The sequence below is a fragment of the Marivivens sp. JLT3646 genome (assembly GCF_001908835.1).
GTDB lineage: Bacteria > Pseudomonadota > Alphaproteobacteria > Rhodobacterales > Rhodobacteraceae > Marivivens > Marivivens geojensis.
Window position 1 is genome coordinate 1,935,295 of record NZ_CP018572.1, and the last position, 23,660, is coordinate 1,958,954.

The 23,660-nt window shown below is 56.4% G+C and carries 23 protein-coding genes and 1 tRNA gene; 13 read left to right on the top strand and 11 right to left on the bottom strand.

Going from position 1 to position 23,660, the window contains the following annotated elements; all coding sequences use genetic code 11:
* Positions 1-2 precede the first annotated feature (2 nt).
* Genes tmk through BSK21_RS09665 form a run of 5 tightly spaced genes read left to right on the top strand, consistent with a single transcriptional unit; the run spans position 3 to position 4,295 of the window.
* Entirely contained in the window at positions 3-623 is a 621-nt protein-coding gene (tmk, locus tag BSK21_RS09645; RefSeq protein ID WP_067551623.1) for a dTMP kinase, read from the top strand.
* Complete coding sequence (locus tag BSK21_RS09650) at positions 620-1,744, top strand: DNA polymerase III subunit delta' (RefSeq protein WP_067550941.1); 1,125 nt, start codon at positions 620-622, stop codon at positions 1,742-1,744. Before tmk ends, BSK21_RS09650 begins: the two co-directional genes overlap by 4 nt.
* Before the next feature lie 7 nt (positions 1,745-1,751).
* Positions 1,752-2,543 (top strand): TatD family hydrolase, encoded by a 792-nt coding sequence (locus tag BSK21_RS09655; RefSeq protein ID WP_067550944.1) that lies wholly within the window; start codon positions 1,752-1,754, stop codon positions 2,541-2,543.
* Positions 2,543-3,340, top strand: a complete 798-nt coding sequence (locus tag BSK21_RS09660; RefSeq protein ID WP_067550947.1) for an MBL fold metallo-hydrolase — start codon at positions 2,543-2,545, stop codon at positions 3,338-3,340. Before BSK21_RS09655 ends, BSK21_RS09660 begins: the two co-directional genes overlap by 1 nt.
* Before the next feature lie 25 nt (positions 3,341-3,365).
* Positions 3,366-4,295, top strand: coding sequence for an AEC family transporter (locus tag BSK21_RS09665; RefSeq protein ID WP_067550950.1), 930 nt, complete (start codon positions 3,366-3,368; stop codon positions 4,293-4,295).
* A 48-nt stretch (positions 4,296-4,343) separates the two neighbouring features.
* Here the strand turns inward: BSK21_RS09665 and BSK21_RS09670 are convergent, their stop codons facing one another.
* The 7 genes from BSK21_RS09670 to BSK21_RS09700 all read right to left on the bottom strand — a co-directional run bounded on the left by BSK21_RS09670 (position 4,344) and on the right by BSK21_RS09700 (position 11,908).
* Positions 4,344-5,237 carry an ABC transporter permease gene (locus BSK21_RS09670; protein WP_067550953.1) on the bottom strand — a complete coding sequence of 298 codons (894 nt, stop codon included), beginning with the start codon at positions 5,235-5,237 and terminating at the stop codon, positions 4,344-4,346.
* Positions 5,238-5,242: 5 nt separating this feature from the next.
* On the bottom strand, positions 5,243-6,784 hold the full coding sequence (locus BSK21_RS09675; RefSeq protein WP_067550956.1) for an ABC transporter permease: 1,542 nt from the start codon (positions 6,782-6,784) through the stop codon (positions 5,243-5,245).
* A 91-nt stretch (positions 6,785-6,875) separates the two neighbouring features.
* Positions 6,876-7,985 (bottom strand): extracellular solute-binding protein, encoded by a 1,110-nt coding sequence (locus tag BSK21_RS09680; RefSeq protein WP_067550959.1) that lies wholly within the window; start codon positions 7,983-7,985, stop codon positions 6,876-6,878.
* An 82-nt stretch (positions 7,986-8,067) separates the two neighbouring features.
* Entirely contained in the window at positions 8,068-9,168 is a 1,101-nt protein-coding gene (locus BSK21_RS09685; protein WP_067550962.1) for an ABC transporter ATP-binding protein, read from the bottom strand.
* Between the two features lie 224 nt (positions 9,169-9,392).
* On the bottom strand, positions 9,393-11,165 hold the full coding sequence (locus BSK21_RS09690; protein ID WP_067550966.1) for a Hint domain-containing protein: 1,773 nt from the start codon (positions 11,163-11,165) through the stop codon (positions 9,393-9,395).
* Between the two features lie 96 nt (positions 11,166-11,261).
* Positions 11,262-11,348 (bottom strand) — tRNA-Leu (locus BSK21_RS09695).
* A gap of 68 nt (positions 11,349-11,416) precedes the next feature.
* Positions 11,417-11,908 (bottom strand): DUF2306 domain-containing protein, encoded by a 492-nt coding sequence (locus BSK21_RS09700; protein ID WP_067550969.1) that lies wholly within the window; start codon positions 11,906-11,908, stop codon positions 11,417-11,419.
* A 90-nt stretch (positions 11,909-11,998) separates the two neighbouring features.
* Between BSK21_RS09700 and BSK21_RS09705 the strand changes: the two genes are divergently transcribed.
* Together BSK21_RS09705 and lipB are read left to right on the top strand one after the other, a co-directional pair.
* The gene (locus tag BSK21_RS09705) at positions 11,999-12,769 is read left to right on the top strand and encodes a LytTR family DNA-binding domain-containing protein (protein WP_067550972.1); all 771 of its coding nucleotides are present in this window, start codon (positions 11,999-12,001) and stop codon (positions 12,767-12,769) included.
* Between the two features lie 3 nt (positions 12,770-12,772).
* Positions 12,773-13,435: a lipoyl(octanoyl) transferase LipB gene (lipB, locus tag BSK21_RS09710; protein WP_067550975.1), complete on the top strand. Its 663-nt coding sequence runs from the start codon at positions 12,773-12,775 to the stop codon at positions 13,433-13,435.
* Here the strand turns inward: lipB and BSK21_RS09715 are convergent.
* Both BSK21_RS09715 and ctaD read right to left on the bottom strand, forming a co-directional pair.
* On the bottom strand, positions 13,432-13,932 hold the full coding sequence (locus tag BSK21_RS09715; RefSeq protein WP_067550978.1) for a DUF2244 domain-containing protein: 501 nt from the start codon (positions 13,930-13,932) through the stop codon (positions 13,432-13,434). The genes lipB and BSK21_RS09715 overlap by 4 nt on opposite strands.
* Positions 13,933-14,052: 120 nt before the next feature.
* Positions 14,053-15,726, bottom strand: a complete 1,674-nt coding sequence (ctaD, locus tag BSK21_RS09720; RefSeq protein WP_067550981.1) for a cytochrome c oxidase subunit I — start codon at positions 15,724-15,726, stop codon at positions 14,053-14,055.
* A 357-nt stretch (positions 15,727-16,083) separates the two neighbouring features.
* Between ctaD and BSK21_RS09725 the strand changes: the two genes are divergently transcribed.
* The gene (locus tag BSK21_RS09725; RefSeq protein WP_197498199.1) at positions 16,084-17,295 is read left to right on the top strand and encodes a PLP-dependent aminotransferase family protein; all 1,212 of its coding nucleotides are present in this window, start codon (positions 16,084-16,086) and stop codon (positions 17,293-17,295) included.
* Positions 17,296-17,336: 41 nt separating this feature from the next.
* On the opposite strand, the gene BSK21_RS09730 is transcribed toward BSK21_RS09725, so the two are convergent.
* Positions 17,337-17,795: a GatB/YqeY domain-containing protein gene (locus BSK21_RS09730; RefSeq protein ID WP_067550984.1), complete on the bottom strand. Its 459-nt coding sequence runs from the start codon at positions 17,793-17,795 to the stop codon at positions 17,337-17,339.
* A gap of 151 nt (positions 17,796-17,946) precedes the next feature.
* Here BSK21_RS09730 and carA point away from each other — a divergent pair, with 151 nt between their 5' ends.
* The 3 genes from carA (at position 17,947) to BSK21_RS09745 (ending at position 21,021) form a co-directional block, all read left to right on the top strand.
* The gene (gene carA / locus BSK21_RS09735) at positions 17,947-19,107 is read left to right on the top strand and encodes a glutamine-hydrolyzing carbamoyl-phosphate synthase small subunit (protein WP_067550987.1); all 1,161 of its coding nucleotides are present in this window, start codon (positions 17,947-17,949) and stop codon (positions 19,105-19,107) included.
* A 66-nt stretch (positions 19,108-19,173) separates the two neighbouring features.
* A complete protein-coding gene (locus BSK21_RS09740; protein ID WP_156529605.1) occupies positions 19,174-20,508 on the top strand; it encodes a glycosyltransferase in 1,335 nt (444 codons plus the stop codon).
* Between the two features lie 114 nt (positions 20,509-20,622).
* A complete protein-coding gene (locus BSK21_RS09745) occupies positions 20,623-21,021 on the top strand; it encodes a hypothetical protein (RefSeq protein ID WP_067550993.1) in 399 nt (132 codons plus the stop codon).
* Here BSK21_RS09745 and BSK21_RS09750 read toward each other — a convergent pair.
* Positions 21,018-21,668 carry a GntR family transcriptional regulator gene (locus BSK21_RS09750; protein ID WP_067550996.1) on the bottom strand — a complete coding sequence of 217 codons (651 nt, stop codon included), beginning with the start codon at positions 21,666-21,668 and terminating at the stop codon, positions 21,018-21,020. The genes BSK21_RS09745 and BSK21_RS09750 overlap by 4 nt on opposite strands.
* A gap of 103 nt (positions 21,669-21,771) precedes the next feature.
* Here BSK21_RS09750 and BSK21_RS09755 point away from each other — a divergent pair, with 103 nt between their 5' ends.
* Positions 21,772-22,416: a pyrimidine 5'-nucleotidase gene (locus BSK21_RS09755; RefSeq protein ID WP_067551629.1), complete on the top strand. Its 645-nt coding sequence runs from the start codon at positions 21,772-21,774 to the stop codon at positions 22,414-22,416.
* 42 nt (positions 22,417-22,458) lie between these two features.
* Positions 22,459-23,658, top strand: coding sequence for a UbiH/UbiF family hydroxylase (locus tag BSK21_RS09760; protein WP_067550999.1), 1,200 nt, complete (start codon positions 22,459-22,461; stop codon positions 23,656-23,658).
* Positions 23,659-23,660: the final 2 nt, after the last annotated feature.

Below are 23,660 nucleotides of genomic sequence, written 5' to 3' on the forward strand. Positions count from 1 at the left end.
CAATGACCCGCGGACAACTCATTACCTTTGAAGGGATCGACGGGTCCGGAAAATCGACACAGGCTAAGATGCTGGTCGAACGCTTGCGTGCAAAGGGCCACGATGTGATCCACACGCGTGAACCCGGCGGCAGCGTCGGCGCCGAAGAAATCCGTCAGCTTATCCTGACAGGCGACACCGACCGCTGGTCACCTGAAACGGAAATCTTGCTGTTCACTGCGGCCCGTCGGGATCATTTGGAAAAGACAATCCGCCCCGCACTTGAGGCTGGACAGATTGTCGTCTGCGACCGCTTCGCGGATAGCACCCGTATTTATCAGGGCGCGACACGTGGTGATCTACGGACGAAGGTCGATCAGTTGCACGATTTGATGATCGGTCAAGAGCCCGACTTGACCTTTATCATCGATATGGACCCCGCAATTGCATTGGCGCGCGGGTTGGCCCGCCCCGATGCAGAGGCCCGTTTTGAAGATTTCGGCCTCTCGTTCCAAGAAACCGTTCGTCACGGATTCCTTTCGATTGCACGTGCACACTCTGACCGCTGTGTCGTGGTCGAAGGCAATCGAACAGCAGATGAAGTCGCCGCAGAAATCCTCGCAATTTTTGAGGATCGCGCATGAGCGATGACCTCCCCGAACCAGATCGGATCGAGGGTGCACCCCACCCGCGCGAAACCGAAACCCTGTTCGGTCAAGAGCAAGCAGAAGCCGCATTCCTAGAGGCCTATAATTCTGGTCGCCTCCATTCAGGGTGGCTGATCACAGGACCCAAAGGCATAGGCAAAGCCACCCTCGCCTACAAAATCGCCGCGTTTTTGCTGACAGAACAACCCGCTGACGGAGGCCTCTTTGGTGACGCGCCCCCTGCCCCGACATCGCTGTCGATCAGTGCCGATCATCCTGACATGGCGCTGATCCGTGCGGGCAGCCATCCGCGGCTTTCGATCGTGCGGCGTCCTGTGGATGAAAAGACAGGCAAGCTGCGCACCGAAATCACCGCTGACCCCGTGCGGGATCTGAAAAAATTCTTTCACATGTCCGCTGCTGACGGTGGTCGCCGCGTGGTGATCGTGGACGTGGCAGACGAGATGAACGTCACGGCCGCAAACTCGATCCTCAAAGAACTCGAAGAGCCGCCAGCTCGCACCACGCTTCTGCTGCTTGCCCACCAACCTTCGCGCCTTTTGCCAACGATCAGATCGCGCTGCCGCGAACTGCGGTGCAAGCCCTTGTCCCCTGCCGATGTGGCGCACGCCTTGGCTCAGGCCGATGTGCACGTGGACGAGACAGAAGCGCTCGCCACGTTGTCGGGTGGGTCCGTTGGCGAAGCGATCCGTTTGATGAACCACGATGGGCTGAAGATGTATCATGATCTGGTGCATATGTTCGACAAATTGCCCAACGTGGATCGCACGGCCGCATTGAAACTCGCAGAAAGCTGCGCTGGTAAAGGGGCCGAAGCGCGGTTCCCGATGGCGCTCGACCTGATCGATCTGTTCCTTGCCCGTGCGGCGCGAACAGGCCTCGTAGGTGAACCCAGCACCCAAGGTGCGATGGGCGAAGCACGCCTCTTAGCACGGATCGCGCCGAATGACTTTGCTGCGCGTCGATGGGCAGAACTACAGCAGGAACTGTCGCTCAAGGTGCGCCGTGGTCGGGCGGTGAACCTTGACCCTGCCGCGCTCATCCTTGATATGGTTTTCAGGATCGAAGAAACGGCCCGCTCCGTGGCCGCAGACTGAGGCAGATATGTCCCCCAAAGCCCAAATCGTTGATAGCCACTGCCACCTCGACTTCCCCGATTTCGACGAGGAACGCGACGACGTGATTGCCCGTGCGATTGAGGCAGGCGTGACGCGCATGGTGACGATCTGCACCAAACTGCACAACGAACTCAAGGTCCGAGCCATTGCTGAGGCCCACCCTGAGGTCTTTTACGCGGTAGGTATTCACCCGATGAGCGTTGAGGCACAGCCCCTCGTCACGATCGATCAATTGGTGGCCTATGCTGCGCACCCAAAGATGGTCGGTATTGGCGAAACGGGGCTGGACTACCATTACACGCCTGACAGCGCAGAACTGCAAAAGCGATCCCTGCGTATCCATATCGATGCCGCCCGCGAAACAGGTTTGCCGCTGATCATCCACGCCCGCAACGCAGACGACGATATGGCGCAAATCCTCCGCGAAGGCATGGACAACGGCGCCTACACGTGTGTCATGCATTGCTTTAGCTCTGGCCCCGAGTTGGCTCGCGCTGCACTGGATATGGGGTTCTATCTCTCGATGTCTGGCATCGCGACATTCCCCAAATCCCAAGAGGTTCGGGACATTTTTGGATCCGCCCCCCTCGACCGAATTTTGGTGGAAACGGACAGCCCTTACCTTGCTCCAAAACCGTTCCGCGGCAAACGCAATGAACCAGGTTACACGGTCCACACGGCGCAAGTCGGCGCGGACGTGTTTGGCGTTTCGTATGAGGATTTCGCAAAGGCAACGACCGCCAACTTTGATCGCCTGTTTACAAAGGCGAAACTCTGATGGCTCGGCTTGAAATTACAATTCTCGGCTGTGGATCGTCGGGCGGTGTGCCGCGCATTGGCGGCATCTGGGGCGATTGTGACCCAACCAATCCCAAGAACCGCCGCCGTCGCTGTTCGATCATTGTCACGCGTTGGGATGGCGACAAAGCGACCCGCGTGCTGATCGACACTGGTCCCGATATGAAAGATCAGCTCGTCGATGCGGGTGTCGGAGAGTTGGATGGCGTGGTCTTTACCCATGCGCACGCCGACCACATGCATGGCCTCGATGATGTACGCCAGATCGTTTTCAACACGGGCAAACGATTGCAGGTCTGGGCTGATGGGGACACATCCGAAAGCCTTCTATCGCGCTTTGGCTACGCCTTTGTACAGCCCAAAGGATCGCCCTACCCGCCGATCTGTGAGTTGAATATGATCGAAGGTCCTGTGACCGTTTCAGGCGCGGGCGGTGATGTTACCCTGACCCCATTTAAGGTAAACCACGGCTCTATCGACGCCTTAGGGTTTCGGATCAATGGCGTCGCCTATCTGCCCGACGTGGCCTACCTCTATGACGAGGCTTGGGAGCATCTGAACGACCTAGACTGCTGGATCGTCGACGCCCTGCGCCGCACGCCTCACCCAACCCATTCGCATCTGGAACAAACGCTCCAGTGGATCGAACGGGTCGCGCCCAAGCAGGCTGTGTTGACAAACATGCATGTCGACCTTGATTACGAAACGGTTGCGGCTGAAACGCCAGACCATATCATGCCCGCTTACGACGGCATGACATTGTCGTTCGACATCTAACTTTTCCGTTTCGGAAGGCTCCCTCATGTCTGCTTTGATACAGGTGGTTTTACCTGTCTTTATCGTCATTGCCTTTGGCTATGTCGCCGCTTGGCGCGGTTGGCTCAAAGCCGAAGCCGTGGACGCGCTCATGACATTTGCCCAAGGGTTCGCGATCCCCATGCTGTTGTTCAGGTCGATGATGAATCTCGACCTTGCAGGATCGTTTGATGCCGCGCTCTGGGCGTCATTCTATGTGGGCGCGCTGACGGGCTTTGGCGTCGGTATCCTCGGTGCACGATTCATTTTCCGCCGCACATGGGAAGAAGCCATCGCAATTGGTTTCGTCGGACTCTTTTCGAACTCGCTGCTCCTTGGCCTTCCGATCACAGAACGTGCTTATGGGGTCGACGCGCTCTCGGCCAACTTTGCGATTATCGCGATCCACTCTCCGTTCTGCTACGCCGTCGGTATTACCGCGATGGAGATCGTAAAGAACCGTGGCGGATCTATTGCGCAGCTCCCCGCAAAGGTGCTCCGCGCGATGTTCCGCAACATGCTGATCATCGGGATCATTTGCGGTGTGATCGTGAACTTGTCTGGCTTCACGTTCCCGTCTGCCCTGACCGAAGCAATCGACCTTATGGTTCGCGCGGCGCTTCCGACTGCACTGTTTGGTTTGGGCGGGATCCTGTTCCGCTATCGTCCAGACGGCGACCTCCCCACCGTAGGCTTTATCGTCACTGTGTCGCTGATCGTACACCCGCTCGTCGTTTGGGGCATGGGCAAGATGTTGGGCCTCCCGCTGTCATCATTCCGCTCCGCGGTCGTGACCTCGGCCATGGCACCGGGGGTGAACGCCTTTCTCTTTGCCAATATGTATGGCCAAGCACGGCGGGTGGCTGCATCGGCGGTTCTAATGGGAACGGCTGTGTCGATAGTGACTGCCTCGTTCTGGCTAGTCCTTCTCCCATAAAAAAGGGCGGCCAAGGGGCCGCCCTTTTCAATTCAAATCCACAAAACCTTAGCCCGGTGACATGCCGCGCAGGCGTTCGGACCGACGACGCAGCAGTTCAAGCGTGGTCAGCAGCATGATCGACAGCACCACAAGGATTGTTGCAACAGCGAGGATCGTCGGGCTGATCTGCTCGCGCAGGCCGATGAACATCTGCCACGGCAGCGTCTTTTGCTGAGCCGAACCCACGAAGAGCACAACCACAACTTCGTCGAAGGATGTGATGAAGGCGAACAATGCACCCGAAATCACACCGGGCAGGATGAGCGGCATCTGAACACGGAAGAACGTGGTCACTGGGTTCGCACCCATCATCGCAGAGGCGCGGGTCAGCGAGCGGTCAAAGCCTACAAGCGTCGCGGTCACTGTGATGATAACGAACGGGATACCCAATGCAGCGTGAGCGAGGATAACGCCTGCCCGTGTGCCTGTCAGTGTGAACGGCAAGTAGACTTTGCCGTAGAACGGAACAGGGATGTAGGGGTTCGAGTAGAAGAAATACATGCCCGTCGCCGAGATGATCAACGGAACGATCATTGGCGAAATCATCACCGCCATAATCGCCCGACGACCGGGAACGTGGCTCTGCGACAGACCGATAGCCGCCAGTGTGCCCAGACTTACGGACACGAGGGTCGCAATCGGTGCGATCTGCAGCGAGTTCTTCAGTGCCAACTGCCAGTCGGAGTTGCTGAAGAAGTCGTTGTAGTGCTTCAACGAATATCCAGCCGGATCAAGACGCAGCATTTCAGGCGTGAACGTAAAGAAGTCCTGCGCGTTGAATGACAGCGGGATGATCACAAGAATCGGTGCGATCAGGAAGAAAAAGATCAGTCCACAGATCGTCCGGTAGCTGTAGTGCCACACCCGTTGAGCGGTGCTTGCATATGCGGGAAGTGCCATTGTGATCAGCCTCCGAGTTTCACGTTATCAATGCCAACAATACGGTCGTAGAGCCAGTAGAGCGCAAGCACGAGGATGAGCAGGATAGAGCCAAGAGCCGCTGCCAGACCCCAGTTCAAAGAGCTGGAGATATGATATGCGATCCGGTTCGAGATGAAGACACCTTTGGTGCCGCCAACCAGCTCGGGGGTGATGTAGTAGCCGATGGACAGGATGAACACGAGGATCGAACCAGCGCCAATACCCGGAACCGAGTTCGGGAAGTAGACGCGCCAGAAGGCAGTCCAGTCATTCGCACCCATCGATTTCGCAGCGCGAACGTAAGACGGGCTGATCGTTTTCATCACCGAATAGAGCGGCAGGATCATGAACGGCAGCAGGATGTGGGTCATCGCAATGATAGTGCCTGTTGCGTTGTTGATCAGCTCAAGTCGGTTGTCGTCAGCGATGACATGCAGCCAAACGAGGATGTCGTTGATCACACCTTGGTTCTGCAGAAGAACCTTCCATGCCGAGGTCCGCACCAAAAGCGAGGTCCAGAATGGCAGAAGAACAAGGATCATCAGAACGTTCGCGCTCCGCAGTGGCAGGTTTGCAAGCAGGAATGCAATCGGGTAGCCGAGCAAGATGCACGAGCCCGTGATGACGATCGACAGAATGATCGTGCGGACGAACAGCGTGATGTAGATACGCTCGTCTTCAGGGCGCTGCGTTACGCCTTCGCCAGACAGCTGCATATCGACAGAGTTCAAGAAGTAGCCGCTGGTGTAGTCGCCGCCATAGGTTTTGATCGTCGCCCAAACCGCAGGATCCGCCCAGCCGTCATTTGCGTCGATGAACTGCTCACGAAGGGACACAGGCTCCCAGCCAGATACATCAACCGACGGAATAGACGCAACCGAAGCTCCGGCCATCAAGTCATTGTAAAGACCTGTATAAACGAAATCAGCAGGGTCTTCTTCGGACGGAACATCGTTGTTCAGATCGACAACAATTTTGGACCACGCGTCATAAGCGTCAGCCGTCTGCGGAAGTGCCGCGCGTACAGCATCATCCGCCATCCATGCAGCCCATTGCGCAGGATCAGCAAATGCAGCGTCGGCCGCAGTGAATTGTTCAGTGTAGGATTCCGTTTCAAACTTACCAACCTTGCGGCCTGTCGAACGGAACAGAGACGAGATACCAGTCAGTTCATAGTTCAGGCGCGAACCTAGACGAGTGTGACTCTTGTATTCTTCGGCAATCGCAAAGTCGGTGTAGAACGCGGCGAAAACCTCTTCGCCCGGCGTTTCGCCCGAAGTTGCATCCCAGTCGTCAAGTGCAACGATCGTGCGCGGGATTGTATCCGGCACAATATCGTTCTCAACAGACCGCAGAAGCATGTCAAAGATGGGAGCAATGAAGCTCAACAGAATAAAGAGAAGTAGCGGTGCAATCAGCATCAACGCTCGCACTTTTTGGCGGCGGAGTGCTCTGTGCAAACTTTTTTTGAGGCTTTGGCCGTCAGCTGTCGTCAGCTTACCGGCGTCGGTGGTCGCGTCAGTCATAAAATGGTCCCGTCCCGAGTGGCCACGGCCCTCGATTGGGGCCGCGGCAATTTTTTGTCTGGCCCTGACAGCAGGGCCAAACTAGGTCCGATTACTGGGCGAGCCAGGCTTGGAACTTAGCGTCCAGATCGTCGCGGTAGTCAGCCCAGAAGTCGTACTGGGTGACGAAGACGTTCTTGGAGTTGTTCGGATCGGTCGGCATGTGCGGAGCCATAGGAATACCCAGCTCTGCGTGGTTACCCACGAGCGGAGCGGACGATGCACGAGCCGGACCGTAGGAGATGTATGCAGCCTGATCAGCCAGACGCTGGGTGTCGGTTGCGTAGGATACGAAGTCCAGAACGCGTGCCAGGCGATCTTCCGGCAGACCAGCTGGGATTACCCAACCGTCGAAGTCGAGCATCTGAGCGTCCCAGAGCATGCCGATCGGCTGGCCCTGTTCTGCGATCGCAGAGAACAGACGACCGTTGTAGGTCGAACCCATTACGATTTCGCCGTCAGCGAGGAGCTGCGGAGTTTCAGCAGCAGCCGACCACCAGATTACGTCGTTTTTGATGGTGTCGAGTTTTGCGAACGCTTGATCCTGACCTTCCGGAGTTGCGAGAACGTCATAGATGTCGTCTTTTGCAACGCCGTCACAGAGCAGAGCCCATTCCATGTTTGCCAGCGGGCGCTTGTTCAGTGCGCGCTTGCCCGGGTAGGTTTCGGTGTCGAAGATCGCACAGATCGAGTCTGGTGCGTTGTCGCCAACCATGTCTGCGCGGTAGCCAACAGTGGTCGAGAACACGATCTGCGGGATGAAGCAGTCGGAAATGATCGAGTCGCCGAAGTCGTCAGACGCGGTGGAGCCGTCGTTGCCAGCAGCGAGCATCGCGTCGTGGTCGATTTCCATCGCCAGACCTTCGTCACAAAGACGGATAGCGTCAGCAGCTTCTACGTCAACGAGGTCCCAAGTGATGTTGCCCGACTCGTTCATCGCGCGGAGTTTCGCAACGGCTTCTGCCGAGGACTCATCCCAAACGATGTTTACGCCAGCGTTCGCAGCCATGTAGGGCTCCGAGTAAGCTTTGGTTTGCGATGCTTGGTAAGCGCCGCCCCAGCTAACAAGGGTCATATCCGAAGCCATGTGTGCGTCTGCGAATGCAGCGCCAGCAGCAAGGGTAAGAGCCGAAGTAGCAAGAAGTGTTTTAGTAAGTTTCATACTATTCTCCCGTGGTTTCCCGGTGATTTGATTTTGCAGGGGCCCGCCCGGGTGGGGCCTCCCGCATTCATTAATCACGAACTCAAGCGTCGAGTGCGTGACAATCTTCTGGCAACCAGCCGATGTCGATCATCGTGCCGGGCTGCAAACGTACCTGATCAGGTGCGTTACGTGTTTTGATAACGAAATCATCATGACCAGCCACGCGCAAGCGTGTGCGGAAAATGTCGCCCATGTAGATGAACTCCAGAACCTCAGCTTTGAGGGTGTGAGCATCTGGTGACAGACGGTCCTTGTTGATTTCGACACGCTCTGGGCGGATCGACACCTTAGTGCGGTCGCCAACATTCTTAACGTTCACTGGCTTTGCGTCGATCAAATCGCCGCCGTCCAGCTGGACGAGGCACTTGCCGTTACCGATTTCCTTAACGACGCCAGTGAGCGTGTTATTTTCACCGATGAACTGCGCAACAAAGCTGTTCTGCGGCGATTCATAGAGTTGATCTGGCGGAGCAAGCTGCTGAATACGGCCATCGTCAAACACAGCAACGCGATCAGACATGGTCAGTGCTTCGGTTTGGTCATGGGTCACGTAAACGGTCGTAATCCCCAGTTCGTGCGCGAGGCGCGTGATTTCGAACTGCATGTGTTCGCGAAGCTGTTTGTCCAACGCACCCAGTGGTTCGTCCATGAGAACGAGTTCAGGCTGGAACACGAGCGCACGTGCAAGTGCGATACGCTGCTGCTGACCACCAGAAAGCTGTGCAGGACGGCGGCCACCAAAACGGCCCATCTGCACCATATCAAGCGCGCGCTGCACTTTCTCTTCACGTTCGGATTTGCCGATTTTGCGAACCTCAAGCGGGAAGGCGAGGTTTTCAGCAACCGTCATGTGGGGGAAGAGCGCGTAGTTCTGGAACACCATCCCAATGCCGCGTTTGTGCGGAGGGATATTGTTGATCGATACGCCGCCGATACGGATGTCACCGTGCGTTGCGGTTTCAAACCCTGCCAACATCATAAGACACGTGGTCTTACCAGACCCTGACGGTCCAAGCATGGTAAGGAACTCGCCTTTCGGCATGCTCAGGTTGAGATCTTTAACGACGAGTGTCTCGCCATCATAACTTTTCTGCACGCGTTCGAATTCTACGAACGCGCTGTCCGTTGCGCTTGAAGCCAAAACGGCACTCCCTGATATCTACAGCGGTTTGCCCGCCCGTTTGTAAGGAGAACTATTCCCGTCCACTTTCGATATTGCAACCAGTTAGGTTGTTTTTACCCATCACATTCGTAAATTCCCGACAAATGACTTTAGTTTGCGCAAACATCAGTCAAATGGACTTCGGTTTCATGGCCCTTCAGGAAAAATCCGTTCTAGCTTGCCTAACGTCAAGCGACTGTCCTTCATAGATGCGACAATGCCATGTCGCTAATAGATTCTGGAAGGTCGCGGAACTTCGCTACTGGTCGCGCAGTTTGTCCGTAGCCCGTTTCGGCTCCGAGTCGACCTATTTCTGGGAACAAACGAAGCACCTCAAACACCGACTCACGCTCAAGCGCGGTTAAACCCCAAGGTCCGGGATAGAAGCTCTCCGACGCAATCCCGTTTCCATAAATGATCTGATGTTTCTCGAACATGAGGTGCACGTAGGTCACCTTTTTCACACCTTGAGCCACGCGAACCTTTCCGCCCTTGAGCCGAGCGAGGTGCTTTGCCCGCACAAGTGTATCGGTACCACCGCGTTCATCGATCTTCGTGAAGACCCCATGTTGGGGCGACACAAGAAGGCCGCGATCGCCTCCCAAAATCGACGCATCGAGGCGGATGGGCCTCAAATCTGGTGCAGCGTCGAGTTCAGCACATGACAAATGCCGCGACCCACACCACACTATCGGCTGCGGGCCGTTGTCTCGGGTCACGACGATATCACCAACGCGGAGGTTCTCGACAGGCACTTCGCCTTTCGGCGTCAGGATCATTGTGCCTGCAGTGAAACATGGGATGCCGATCTTGAACAGCTCAGGTCCAGTGTCGACAAGCGACGGCGCGACACCCCACAGGATCAATTGCTCCCCGTTTGGGAACATCAGCTTTGCATTACCCGATCCATCGTCGATGACAGTTACATCAACCGTTCGGATCGGGTCGCCGTTGGCGTTCGTTAAATTGCTGACATCGAGCTGGTCGTTGGTGAAGCCGTCCAGATCGCTATCACCTAAATCGAAGCCCCCGATGTAGTCCAAACCCGATGAAAGAACATAAACATCGTTGCCAGCCCCGCCGACCATGACGTCATTTCCATCACCACCGTCGAGGATATCATCACCATCATCGCCTTGCAGCCAGTCATCGCCGACCTCGCCATAAAGCGTATCATTCCCGCCTTCGCCATAAACAGTGTCGTTTCCGGTCCCACCATAAAACGTGTCGCCGTCCAAGCCGAGCCATGCCGTATCATTGCCCGCACCACCGTAAACGGTATCCGCGCCGCCCAGCTGGCTACCGCTGACATCGTCAATAACGTCGTTGCCATCGCCACCATAAACGAGGTCATTCCCTGCCCCGTAATAAATGGTGTCGTCGCCCGACCCACCGTCGACAGTATCATTGCCGCCCTGCGAAATAATACTGTCATTGCCGATCCCACCATACAGCGTGTCGCCATAGGTATCGGACCCAACCATTGTGTTAAACTGCGATGACTCGTAGTTTTGACTAACAAGCGTGCTGTAGCTGACACCGTCGGTGTTGGAGGCAGAGACCAGTTCATAGGTCACACCTGGGGTCATTTGCTTGTCAGCAAGAGTGCCGACCCAAACGCCCGCGACCTCTACCGTGTAAAGCCGAACTTCGGAGCCGTCCGGCGCTCGAAATACATAGACGTCTTCTAGATAAGCCCTGCCACTAGCAACAACATTCCCCGACGGATCACGGAGAGTGAGTGTCTGCTTGTAGCTGTCATCACCGATTTCGTCGTTGTTGCGGTCACCACTAAAAAACGAATCCGTGGCTTCGAGCAGCAGCACCAAGTCGGCGTCGTCGATAGAGAAGTTGTAACCATCGGTCGAGGCAGACCAGTTCGGGTCCAATTGAATGGTTGATCCAACAGTAGAGATGCTGCCCGTAAATCCAAACAGATCCGAGGTACCAAACCCTACTTTGGTGTAAATCGCCATTGGTTACTCCGTACAAACGCTGAACGGAGTAACGGCAAAAAACGCACCCGTTTAAGGGGCGTTTCGTAATGTAATCAACAATCTCAGGAGAGTAGTTGGTGCGGTCGAGAAGACTCGAACTTCCACGGGAGTTACCCCACAGCGACCTCAACGCTGCGCGTCTACCAATTCCGCCACGACCGCACTGTCTAGGCTTGGTGCGGGGTCTCTAGACCAACCACGCACCCACCTCAAGAGCAAAAATGAAGAAATCATGTCAGTCGTGCAAACAACTGTCGTGACAATAGGATACGACCGACCAAAAATGCCCCTCCAGCGCCAATTACAACCCAACCAATTTCGCGCGCATCGTTGAAAAATAAGCGGTTCACGATGCGTCCGGGCAAGAAATTGAACAAAGCTGCAACAAGGACACCGTTCCAATAAAGACTTTGAAAAGTTTTGCGGTGGGCGCGAATATTTCCCCCATAAATGTAACGCATCCCCACCCAGATTGACCAAATCGCGAGACACGACAGAATGTGAATCGGGCTGAAGGGGCCAATGACGGCGTAAGCTCGGATCCCAAAGGACGACAATGCCGTGCAGAGCATCGCAATCACCCAGATGTACCCGATCCATTTGTGCAACGCGTCCCGCCGATCACGATAGATCGCAACAGGTCCGAGGACGAGCGCGAGAGTGGCGGCGATGGCGTGGATCTGAATAGTCGGTGAGGCTGCGAGGAATGGGGCGAACGACATTGGCTTCTCCTTTGGGTATGAGTTGTTTAGGTTGAAACCGAACCACCCCAGCCGCTCAACGCGGGATACGTGAAAAGGCGTGAGACGACCGTGACCACACAGCCATCGCATTCTGCGCTTCGTGAACTGCGACGCCATTTCAGCCAACCCGTTACTGGGGCTGTGATTGTGGGGGTGGCTGTGGTCCTTACCGTGGTGGCCCCTTTCGGGTCGGGAGAGACGATGCGGGCACTGCCGCGCCTCGGCTATTGGCTGGTGATGATCGCCCTGACCTACGCCGGCGGTTATGGTGTCAGTGCATACTGCCGCGCCGCATTGCCAAATCGCTTTTCCCTGCCCCTCCACTCTCTCGTCACGGCGATAGCCAATGGCCTAACGATTATGGTGATCGTTCTTGCTGTGAACTGGGCGCTTATCGATTTTGTGCCGTCAGGTCAGGACACCTATACCCTGCCCTTGTCTGTTTTTGTCATCGGCGCGGTCGTCACGCTGATCCTACAGCTCGTCGCCAAGCCATCGACAGCGCCCGTTGAATCCCCCAGCATCCCCCCGATCCTCTCACGTCTACCGATGGAAAAGCGTGGCGCATTGGTGGCGATTTCAGTCGAAGATCATTATGTCCGTATCCGAACCGATAAGGGCGAAGAGATGATTCTGATGCGATTGGCAGATGCGATCAAAGAGGTGGGCCAAACCGCCGGCCTTCAGGTGCATCGATCCCATTGGGTTGCCGCTGCCGCAGTGACATCCACCAAACGCACGGGCGACCGCGCGATCCTGACGATGTCACATGGCACGGATATTCCCGTCAGCCGCACCTATATCCCCGCAATTAAGGAGGCAGGGCTTTTGCCCGCATGAACCATGGTAGAATGGATCACCTCAACTGGATTGACCGACTATAACGAAGCCGTTGCCTTTATGGAGGCACGCGCCGAAGCCATTCACGCGGGCGAGGCCGAAGAAGCAATTTGGCTGGTCGAACATCCTCCGCTGTACACGGCAGGCACCTCTGCAAAACCTGCGGACCTGCTCGAAGCTGATCGGTTTCCTGTCTACGAGAGCAAACGCGGTGGTCAATATACCTACCACGGTCCGGGTCAGCGCGTCGCCTACGTCATGCTGAATGTGGGCGAGCGGGGACGCGATGTTCGGTGTTTCGTCCGCGATATGGAGCAATGGATCATCGCAGCCCTCGCAGAATTCAACGTGCATGGCGAAATTCGCGATGGTCGCGTCGGTGTTTGGGTCCCGCGCCCTGATAAGCCCCTTTTGCCGGATGGATCTGTGCGCGAAGATAAAATCGCGGCCCTTGGTATTCGACTAAAGAAATGGGTGAGCTTTCACGGCCTGTCGATCAACGTCGAGCCCGACCTTAGCCATTTTGGCGGAATCGTGCCCTGCGGGATCACGCAACACGGGGTCACATCGCTCGTTGATCTAGGGCTTCCCGTCACCATGGAAGATGTCGACGTTGCTTTGATGTCGACGTTTGATCGCGTGGTGACGCCCCGCTGCGCGGGTTAACGGCAGCGATCCAGCGCCTCGCGGATTTCCGAATAGAGCCGTTTGCGTTCGCTGACGGTAAGAAACGCGCCTATCTCAACCTCGCGATCGGATTGACCTTTCATGGTCAGATACTCCGGCACAGGGCCACCTGTCGCGTGGCGGGTCAAACGCACCCAATAGGGATTCGCTTCCCAATTCTGGGTCGGCTTGCGCGGATTGTGACGGGTGAGCGTGAGGTGATCATTCCAGATCAACAGCTCTTCCAATATCTCGCCATCCCGATAACTACGCTGGAGCGCGGCCCACATCGCCCAAGTGACGAGCAAGATAAACGGCAGCAACCCCCACAGAACCGCAGTCCCAATCACTGCCAAAAGCGGCAGCGATAGCAACGCCACTGTCCCCCCGACAAACCAGACGAACCCCGCTTTGGGTAGACTTCGATAAGGCCAGAGGTGCAATTCAGCCAAGGGCGCGTCGTCCACTGGCAGGGGGTCAATCCATTCGTAGGGCATGTGAGTTTTGCAGCTGTTTCTGCGTGTAACTATAGGCTGACAGAAACATGGGTAAAGGGGACGCCCTGTCGCGGTCCCACAAATGAAAACCCCGGCGCTAAGGCCGGGGTTTTGCGTATCTTAGTGGGCGTGCTGTTTGTCCCAGTCTTCCTGCTTCGGCAGCTGCTCAAAGGTGTGCTCCGGCGGCGGCGATGGCAGGGTCCATTCCAGCGTGTCGGCGAATTCGCCCCACGGGTTCGGACGGGTCTCACGACGACCTGCAAGCAGGGTGTACGCAAGAACAACAATGAAGAAACAGAACGATGCGAAGGCGATGAAAGCACCGATCGACGATACGTAGTTCCACTGAGCGAACGCTTCTGGGTACTCGATGTAACGACGCGGCATACCCTGACGGCCCAAGAAGTGCTGCGGGAAGAAGGTCAGGTTTGCACCGATGAACATCATCCAGAAGTGAAGCTTTGCAGCCCATTCCGGTGCAGCGCGGCCCGAGAATTTCGGCAGGTAGAAGTAGATACCTGCGAAGATCGCGAACACAGCACCCAGCGACATCACGTAGTGGAAGTGAGCAACCACGTAGTAAGTGTCGTGGTAAGCGCGGTCGACAGCTGCCTGCGACAGAACGATACCGGTCACGCCGCCAACGGTGAAGAGGAACAAGAAGCCGAACGCCCAAAGCATCGGCGATTTGAACTCTACCGAACCGCCCCACATAGTCGCGATCCACGAGAAGATCTTAACACCAGTCGGAACAGCGATAACCATCGTTGCGAGCATGAAGTAGGACTGCTGGCTCAGCGACATACCAACGGTGTACATGTGGTGTGCCCAAACAACGAAGCCCAGAACACCGATTGCAACCATTGCGTAGACCATCGGGAGGTAGCCGAAGATCGGCTTTTTCGAGAAGGTCGAGATGATGTGGCTGATGATACCAAAGCCCGGGATGATGATGATGTACACTTCCGGGTGGCCGAAGAACCACAGGATGTGCTGATACAGGATCGGGTCACCACCGCCAGCAGGCTGGAAGAACGAGGTACCAAAGTTACGGTCCATCAGGAGCATGGTGATTGCGCCAGCCAGAACAGGCAGCGACAAAAGGATCAGCCACGCGGTCACGAAGACCGACCATGCGAACAGCGGCACTTTGTGCAGGGTCATACCTGGCGCGCGCATGTTGAGGAACGTCGTGATGATGTTAATCGCACCAAGGATCGACGATGCACCAGAGACGTGAACCGCGAAAATCGCGAGGTCCATGGAGTAGCCGCCTTCGGAAGTCGACAGCGGCGGGTAGAGAACCCAGCCAACACCCGAACCGAGCTGACCGTTGCCACCCGGCGACAGCATGGACGCAACGCCCAGCGCAACACCAGCAACATACATCCAGAACGACAGGTTGTTCATACGTGGGAACGACATGTCCGGAGCGCCGATTTGCAGCGGCATCAGGTAGTTGCCGAAGCCACCGAATAGAGCGGGGATAACCACGAAGAACATCATCAGAACACCGTGATAGGTGATCATAACGTTCCAGAGGTGACCGTTCGGAGTACAGGGCGCCGAAGCGTCCGCGATGAAACGCGCACCTTCAAGGCACATGTACTGAACGCCCGGATGCATCAACTCGAGACGCATGTAGACGGTAAAGGCGACCGAGATGAAACCTACGATACCCGATACGAACAGGTACATAATCCCGATGTCTTTGTGGTTGGTGGACATGAACCAACGGGTAAAGAAGCCCCGTTCGTCGTGATGTTCATGGCCATGGATGGCTGCATCTGCCATGTGGCTCTCCCCTTTTGGTCAAATCATGAACGGACCGAGTCATGGACTCCGCCCGGGCTTTGGGGAGGTTCTAGTGCCTCAACGCGCTTTCGGCAATATTCGAAAGGTCTAATACGTTGAGATATTATGGCGCACCCCATCCGCAGGGGAGGTAGCGTCAGGGGGCGCCGTGGGTTCACGATGCCATTCGTACCCCCTGAAAACTTTGATGCATGTCAAATTTCACATATCCAAAAAGATTTTTTTTTCACGAACATCCCACGAATTGGGCTCTAACGGGACTGTTAGGTCAGCCCTATTGACTTAATGACAGGCCAGATCAATTCTCAAACATCGCAGACCCCACGGGAGGGAATCATGGACTGGGAACAGGTTTTCGCAACGCGCCAATCACGGATGAAGGCGTCTGAAATCCGCGAATTGCTCAAACTTCTGGACCAGCCTGATATTATTTCTTTTGCGGGCGGCATTCCTGACCCCGCACTTTTCCCAAAAGAGGCCTTTGCGGACGCCTTTGCGGACCTGTTTAGCGGCCTTCAGGCTGAACAAGCACTCCAATACTCCGTCTCCGAAGGCTATCTGCCGCTTCGCGATTGGATCGCCGGTCAGATGCGCGACATCGGGATCGACTGCACCACTGACAACATTCTGATCACATCGGGATCGCAACAAGCCTTGGATTACTTGGGCAAACTGTTCCTATCTCCTGGCGATACTGCTTTGGTGGGTTGGCCCACATATATGGGCGCACTCGGGGCATTTAACGCTTACGAACCCTCATATGACCGTCTAGACCCTGCCTCAAACCGCTCTGCGGCGGACTATGTTGCCTCTGCCGAAGAAGCTGGTGGCGAAGTGAAATTCGCCTACACCAGTTCTGACTTTGCTAACCCCACAGGGATCACATTGGATGAACGCGCACGGAATGCCCTGCTCGATCTGGCAGAATCCCTCGATATCCCTGTGATCGAAGACGCCGCCTATCAAGGTCTGCGGTATGATGGCGAGGCGGTCCCACCGATCCTCGCGCTCGACATTCAGCGGTCGGGCGGGATTGAGAATACACGCACTATATACTGTGGCAGTTTCTCCAAAACGCTCGCCCCTGGTCTGCGCGTTGGTTGGGCCGTTGCGGCAAAGCCCGTGATCCAGCGTCTCGTCCTGATCAAACAGGCGGCGGACTTGCACTCCTCTACCCTGAACCAAATCGCGATTCATCGCGTCGCCAAGGACGGTTTTGCCGATCAGGTCGCCAAACTGCGCGACGTGTATTCGAGCCGTCGTGACAACATGCTCGCCGCGCTCGAACGGGAAATGCCGGAAGGTGTGACTTGGACCCGTCCCGAAGGCGGCATGTTCGTATGGATCACCCTGCCCGCTCACATTGACGGCGCCACGCTTCTCGCCCAATCGCTTGAAACGGAACGGGTCGCATTCGTGCCCGGTCGGGCCTTTTTCGCGGATGGGTCCAACGGAAATACGATCCGCCTGTCGTTCTCGTGCGCCCGTCCGCCCGAAATCAACGAAGGCATCGCCCGCTTGGGTCGCCTGATCCGATCTGTCGCCTAAGACAGCAGAAACAAAAAGGGGGGCCAGCGCCCCCCAATTTTTTATCCCAGTTTTGCTTTGACCATCGGGCCAACAGCGCCAAAGTCCATTTGGCCGGTGTATTTGGCCTTAAGAGCCCCCATGACCTTGCCCATGTCGCGGATCGACTCCGCACCGACTTCGGCCATGGCCGCAGTAATCGCGGCATCAACTTCAGCATCATCCAACTGACGCGGCAGGAAATCTTCGATCACACTGATCTCGCCACGCTCTTTTTCTGCCAACTCAAGCCGGCCACCTTCTTCGTATTGGCGAGCGCTTTCCTGACGTTGTTTTACCATTTTGCCAAGGATCGCGAGAACCTCATCATCACCGATGACCGACTCTTCTCCATCCCCACGAGCAGCAATTTCGCGGTCCTTGATCGCAGCACTGATCAAACGAAGTGTCGAAAGACGTCCCGCGTCCTTCGCCTTCATAGCTTCCTTGAGCGCCGCGCTAATCCGTTCACGCATGTCCATCCCGTTCCCCTTGCGAGCGATAACATCCGCGCAGCTTTACCTGTCCTATCCGTTCGTGACAACCTCATCTGAGGCTTGGAACGTTACGGCCTTGACCCTATGGTGGCTCATGCCTAGTAACGCAGCAATTTGACCATAAGGAGTCGCCGCCATGCCGAACGGAACCGCCCAAAAACCGACCGCCTGCCTCGCGCTAGCTGATGGCACTCTGTTTTATGGTAAGGGGTTCGGCGCGACGGGCCAGACCACCGCAGAGCTTTGCTTTAACACAGCGATGACGGGATATCAGGAAATCATGACCGATCCGTCCTACGCCGGACAGATCGTCACCTTTACCTTCCCCCACATCGGCAACACTGGCGTCACAGAAGAAGACGACGAAACAGCCGATCCTGTTTCGGCTGGCATGGTTGTCAAATGGGACCCGACCGAGCCGTCGAACTGGCGCGCTACCGAAGAGCTGACCGCTTGGCTCACCAAGAAAGGTCGCATCGGTATTGGCGGCATCGACACCCGTCGTCTGACCCGCGCCATCCGTCAGCAAGGTGCACCGCACGTTGCTCTTGCTCACGACCCCGAGGGTAACTTCGACGCGGAAGCGCTCGTCGCTGCGGCACGTGGGTTTAAAGGTCTGGTTGGTCTCGACCTCGCCAAAGATGTGACCTGCGCACAATCCTACAAATGGAACGAAATGCGTTGGGCTTGGCCAGACGGCTATCAGCCGAACACCGCACCAAAACACAAGGTCGTTGCTGTCGACTACGGCGCAAAGCGTAACATCCTACGCTGCCTTGCCTCCGCGGGCTGTGACGTGACCGTTTTACCTGCGACCGCAACCGCAGAAGACGTTCTGTCTCACAATCCTGATGGTGTGTTCCTGTCGAACGGCCCTGGTGACCCAGCTGCGACTGGCGAATACGCCGTTCCGATGATCAAACAGGTTCTCGACACCACTGACCTTCCCGTCTTTGGTATTTGCCTCGGTCACCAAATGCTGGCGCTCGCGCTCGGCGCGAAGACCGTGAAAATGAACCACGGTCACCACGGCGCGAACCACCCTGTAAAAGACAAAGATACAGGCAAGGTTGAAATCACATCTATGAACCACGGCTTTACCGTGGATAGCCAAACGCTGCCTGAAGGTGTTGTTGAAACCCACATCTCGCTGTTTGACGGTTCGAACTGCGGCATCCGCATGGCTGATCGTCCGGTGTTCTCGGTTCAGCACCACCCAGAGGCATCGCCGGGTCCGCAGGACAGCTTCTACCTGTTTGAGCGTTTCGCCGATGCTATGGAAGCACGCAAAGCGTGATCGCGTTAACGCCGCTTTAAGTCTAATTAGAGTGAACTCCCGCCTGAAAAGTCGGGAGTTTTCTTTTTGCACCACACGCGCAGTTTCAACACGGCTTTGGCCCAACCCTTTGCTCCGTCACTAAGCCCACTGGGTAAAGAGGTGATCCGCCGTGGGTTCGCCTCTGCCCAGCGCGTGGCGGTCGCCGAACAGGATGCGAGCAGACAGGGCTGCCGATTGGCCGATACCTTGCGTCTGCGATTGTCGATTAGCGCAGCCAAAATGGCCGAGGTTGAGGCCGCTATTGCGGGTGTCGGCGTGGTTGATCCGGTCAAGCATAAACCCGACGTGCGGCTTCTGCATCAAATCGGCGCAACCTACTGTATCGAAAATGCCATTCTCCCGTGGCGGTCTATGGCGGGCGAAGTCATCATTCTCACCTCTCGCCCCGAAGATTTTGCCTGCCATCGCGAAAAACTATCCTCGCAACTCGGTGCAATTCGGTGGGCTGTGACGACCGAAGCTGCGCTTCACGCCGCAATTCGCTCCTGCGCCAATGACACTCTAGCCCGCCTTGCCGAAGAAAAAGTAGCGAGCGAGGAAAGCTGCCGCGGCTGGAATGCCCGTCAGGCGGCGAATGTCACGCTGAGCCTTATCGCGTTTGCCATCGCCAGCCTCTTTGCGTGGTTTGGGCCGACCGCGATTGCACTCTTTGGCGTCATGCTATTTTGGACCGTGGCCAATACCGCGCTCAAGGCTGCCGCCGTCATCATGCAATTCCGCCCAGAAGCAAAGCCGGCGGCCCCAACCACGCCCCATCGCTTACCAATCGTGACAATCATGGTGCCGCTCTATCACGAAAGCGAAATCGCGGTGCGTTTGGTAAACCGTCTGTCGGCCTTGGACTATCCCCACGATCTGCTCGACGTGTGTCTCTTGCTCGAAGCTGACGATCAAATGACGCGGCAAGCCTTGCTGGCGACCACCCTTCCCCGGTTCATGCGGGCTATCGTCGTGCCCCAAGGGACAGTAAAAACGAAACCGCGCGCGCTGAACTACGGACTGTCCTTTGCCAGAGGGTCCATCATCGGCGTTTACGATGCCGAGGACGCCCCCGACCCGCAGCAAATCCGCGCGATTGTCGCCCGCTTTGCCGCTGTCGGACCAGAGGTCGCCTGCCTCCAAGGAATGCTCGACTTCTACAACGCTAAAACCAACTGGCTGTCGCGTTGCTTCGCGCTGGAATACGCCACATGGTTTCGCGTCATCCTCCCCGGTCTCGAACGTCTCGGTTTTCTGATACCCCTTGGCGGCACCACGCTGTTTTTCCGACGATCGGTTCTAGAAAAGCTTGGCGGTTGGGATGCGCATAACGTGACAGAGGACGCGGATTTGGGAGTCCGCCTTGCCCGACATGGCTAGCGCACTGAAATCGTTCGAACTGTCACGGGTGAAGAGGCCAACAGCCACGTCTGGCCGTGGATCAAACAACGTTCACGATGGCTTAAAGGCTATGCGATCACCTATGGTGTTCACATGCGCAACCCGCGCCAATTGCTCTGCGATCTTGGCTGGCGAAAATTCTTAGGGTTTCAGGTGCAGTTCCTCGGCACGCTGACCCAATTCGTAACTGCCCCCATGATGTGGAGCTTTTGGGCGATCCCTCTCGGCTTTTGGCATCCAGTCAGAGAGGTTCTTCCACCGTCAGGCTTGATCACGCTCTCAGTTCTATTCGCGACCTCCGAAGCCGTCCACCTTACCGCTGCCATCCTCGGGGCTAGAGCATCGAGACGGCTGTGGCTTTTGCCGTGGGTGCCGACACTGCACCTCTATTTCCCCCTCGCCAGCCTCGCAGCTTACAAAGGGTTAGGTGAACTCCTGCACCGCCCGTTTTACTGGGACAAGACGGCGCATGGGAAATTCGGTGGAGCTTAGCTGTTTTCGACCTTCGCTGCGTCTAGCTTCAATCGCGTGACAAAAGCCTTTGAGATGTGTTCACGCAGAGCCTTATCTGCTGCATCCCCATCACCCGCCGCAATTGCTTCTACGATCGCATCATGTTCAGCAAGCGCATCATCACCGCGCCCCTCTGCTGCCAGCGATGTCGTTGCAAGCAAAGCCATGGATCGATGTACCAGGTCGAGCTGTTGGACCAAGAACCGATTGTGTGAAGCAAGGTGAATCTGTTTGTGGAACCGCTTGTTCGCACGGCTGAGCGCGGACGGATCGCCCAGCAACTTGCGGTCGGCCTGAACCATATCTTTCAACACTCGAATTTCTTCGGGTGTGGCGTGCCGCGCAGCTAGACGCGCCGCCAAACCTTCGAGTTCGCCACGCACCACATACAGCTCTGCCATTTGCGTATGATCTAAGGACGCAACAATCAGCGACCGACCGTCACGGGTCAGCAAGCTCTGCGTCTCAAGACGCTGGAGCGCCTCGCGGATGGGAGTCCGCGACACACCGAACCGATCTGCAAGGTCACTTTCCACCAACCGGTCACCCGGCTTGTAGATGTGGCTGTCGATTGCCTCGAGAATCAATTGGTAGGCGTCTTTTTGGGCGTGTTTAGGGTCTTGCATGGCCACTTTCGTCTTAATGAGTGTTAGAGCCTAGTCATCATTTCGCCCCGCAATCAAGCCAAAGCCGTTGCAGGCGTCAATGCGTCGCTTTAGCTGTGTCATCATGGTTGCTGCATCTTTCAAACATGTCCGCACGTGGGTCTTTGATTTAGACAACACGCTCTACCCACCCTCGGCTCGGCTTTTCGACCAGATCGAAGTCAAAATGACCGACTATGTGGCGAAGGCGTTGAACGTTTCAACAGAGGTGGCCGACCATCTGCGCGACACTTATTGGAAGCGATACGGGACCACCCTTGCGGGACTAATGGCCGAACATTCGATTGACCCCGACCCTTACCTCGAAGCGGTGCATGATATCGATTTTTCGGTGCTGTCGCCCGATCCAACCCTTGCTGCGCGGATTGACGCGCTCCCTGGTCGTAAGGTCGTCTACACGAACGGCGCGCGTCCCTATGCGCTCAAAGTGTTAGAGGCACGTGGACTGACGGGGTTATTTGATGCGGTCTACGGCGTTGAACACGCGGGCTATCGCCCCAAACCCGAACAAGCCGCCTTTGAGGCGATCTTTGCGCTCGACAATCTAGCGCCCGAATTCGGCGCAATGTTCGAAGACGATGTTCGCAACCTCGCGGTGCCTCATGCATTAGGAATGCGCACTGTTCACGTAGGCCCTGATCCATTGCCAGCTCCGCATATTCATCATCATACCGATGATCTCTCGGATTTTCTGTCGCAGGTGATCTAACAGACCTTTCCCCTCCTCTTAGACAGGCCTATGTCTATCCCTATGGAACGGATTTCTGCGGATATTGTGATCGCAGGTGGCGGCGTTGCCGGCCTGTCTTGTGCGGCGGCTTTTGGGGCAGCTGGTTTTTCGGTTGTCTGCGTGGATCCCGCACCACCCGTGACAGATAACAACAGCGTCGGAACCGATCATCGCACGACAGCGTTTTTCCAAGGGTCGCGGAATTTCCTCGCTGATGCGGGCATTTGGGACAAGCTGGACGCCCACGCAGCACCCCTTCAGGTCATGCGGATCGTTGATGCAGGCGGGGTCGATCCCGAACCGCGCGTCATCAAAGATTTCAACGCATCGGACATTTCGGACCTGCCGTTTGGCTGGAACCTTCCGAACTGGCTCCTCCGCCGTGAAATGGTGGCCCGTTTGACTGAATTGGATACAGTCGATTTCCGCGCTGGCGTCGGGTTCAAATCCATGACCACTCGCGAAACCGAAGCTCTCGTCATGCTGACCGATGGCACCCAAGTGCGGTGCAAATTAGTGATCGGGGCGGATGGTCGTAACTCTGCCGTTCGCCAGGCCGCTGGTATTGAAGCGAAAACAACGCGTTACGGACAAAAGGCCGTGGTCTTTGCCGTAACCCACGAGGCCCCGCACTATAACATATCAACCGAAGTTCACCGCTCGGGCGGTCCCTTCACGCTGGTGCCCCTCCCAGATCAGGACCGCAAACCTTGCTCTGCCGTTGTCTGGATGGAAAACGGCGCAGAGGTTTTGCGTCTACGCGACCTCCCCGAGGATGAGTTCAACAAGGCCGCAACCGAACGGTCCGCTAACATTTACGGTCCCCTGCGAGTGGTAGGGAAGCGTCAAGCGTGGCCGATCATCAGCCAAGTTGCCGACCGTATGACCGCGCAGCGTTGTGCACTCGTCGCCGAAGCCGCGCACGTTGTGCCGCCGATTGGTGCACAGGGGCTGAACATGAGCCTCGGCGATATGATCTGCCTTCTTGACCTCGCCAAAGAACGCCCCGAGGGCTTGGGCGACGCGCAAATGTTGGCAACCTATGAACGCCGCCGTCACAGTGAAGTCGTTCTGCGCGTCAAAGGCGTCGATGCCCTGAACCGCGCCTCAATCGCAGGCGCGCAGAGCATCCGCGATCTGCGTGCAAAAGGCATCGAGGCGCTTTATTCCGTTGCACCCGTGCGCAAGGTCCTGATGGAAATGGGCCTCGGCGCACGATGATT

What these genes read in the sequence shown, in the direction of transcription:
- BSK21_RS09660 (WP_067550947.1), top strand. Translation starts at nt 2,543, where the DNA reads ATGGCTCGGCTTGAAATTACAATTCTCGGCTGTGGATCGTCGGGCGGT.
- BSK21_RS09755 (WP_067551629.1), top strand. Translation starts at nt 21,772, where the DNA reads ATGGTTGCTGCATCTTTCAAACATGTCCGCACGTGGGTCTTTGATTTA.
- BSK21_RS09730 (WP_067550984.1), bottom strand. Translation starts at nt 17,795, where the DNA reads ATGGACATGCGTGAACGGATTAGCGCGGCGCTCAAGGAAGCTATGAAG.
- ctaD (WP_067550981.1), bottom strand. Translation starts at nt 15,726, where the DNA reads ATGGCAGATGCAGCCATCCATGGCCATGAACATCACGACGAACGGGGC.
- tmk (WP_067551623.1), top strand. Translation starts at nt 3, where the DNA reads ATGACCCGCGGACAACTCATTACCTTTGAAGGGATCGACGGGTCCGGA.
- BSK21_RS09680 (WP_067550959.1), bottom strand. Translation starts at nt 7,985, where the DNA reads ATGAAACTTACTAAAACACTTCTTGCTACTTCGGCTCTTACCCTTGCT.
- BSK21_RS09715 (WP_067550978.1), bottom strand. Translation starts at nt 13,932, where the DNA reads ATGCCCTACGAATGGATTGACCCCCTGCCAGTGGACGACGCGCCCTTG.
- BSK21_RS09675 (WP_067550956.1), bottom strand. Translation starts at nt 6,784, where the DNA reads ATGACTGACGCGACCACCGACGCCGGTAAGCTGACGACAGCTGACGGC.
- BSK21_RS09750 (WP_067550996.1), bottom strand. Translation starts at nt 21,668, where the DNA reads ATGCAAGACCCTAAACACGCCCAAAAAGACGCCTACCAATTGATTCTC.
- BSK21_RS09650 (WP_067550941.1), top strand. Translation starts at nt 620, where the DNA reads ATGAGCGATGACCTCCCCGAACCAGATCGGATCGAGGGTGCACCCCAC.
- lipB (WP_067550975.1), top strand. Translation starts at nt 12,773, where the DNA reads ATGGTAGAATGGATCACCTCAACTGGATTGACCGACTATAACGAAGCC.
- BSK21_RS09670 (WP_067550953.1), bottom strand. Translation starts at nt 5,237, where the DNA reads ATGGCACTTCCCGCATATGCAAGCACCGCTCAACGGGTGTGGCACTAC.
- BSK21_RS09725 (WP_197498199.1), top strand. Translation starts at nt 16,084, where the DNA reads ATGGACTGGGAACAGGTTTTCGCAACGCGCCAATCACGGATGAAGGCG.
- BSK21_RS09665 (WP_067550950.1), top strand. Translation starts at nt 3,366, where the DNA reads ATGTCTGCTTTGATACAGGTGGTTTTACCTGTCTTTATCGTCATTGCC.
- BSK21_RS09760 (WP_067550999.1), top strand. Translation starts at nt 22,459, where the DNA reads ATGGAACGGATTTCTGCGGATATTGTGATCGCAGGTGGCGGCGTTGCC.
- BSK21_RS09745 (WP_067550993.1), top strand. Translation starts at nt 20,623, where the DNA reads ATGCGCAACCCGCGCCAATTGCTCTGCGATCTTGGCTGGCGAAAATTC.
- BSK21_RS09700 (WP_067550969.1), bottom strand. Translation starts at nt 11,908, where the DNA reads ATGTCGTTCGCCCCATTCCTCGCAGCCTCACCGACTATTCAGATCCAC.
- BSK21_RS09655 (WP_067550944.1), top strand. Translation starts at nt 1,752, where the DNA reads ATGTCCCCCAAAGCCCAAATCGTTGATAGCCACTGCCACCTCGACTTC.
- carA (WP_067550987.1), top strand. Translation starts at nt 17,947, where the DNA reads ATGCCGAACGGAACCGCCCAAAAACCGACCGCCTGCCTCGCGCTAGCT.
- BSK21_RS09690 (WP_067550966.1), bottom strand. Translation starts at nt 11,165, where the DNA reads ATGGCGATTTACACCAAAGTAGGGTTTGGTACCTCGGATCTGTTTGGA.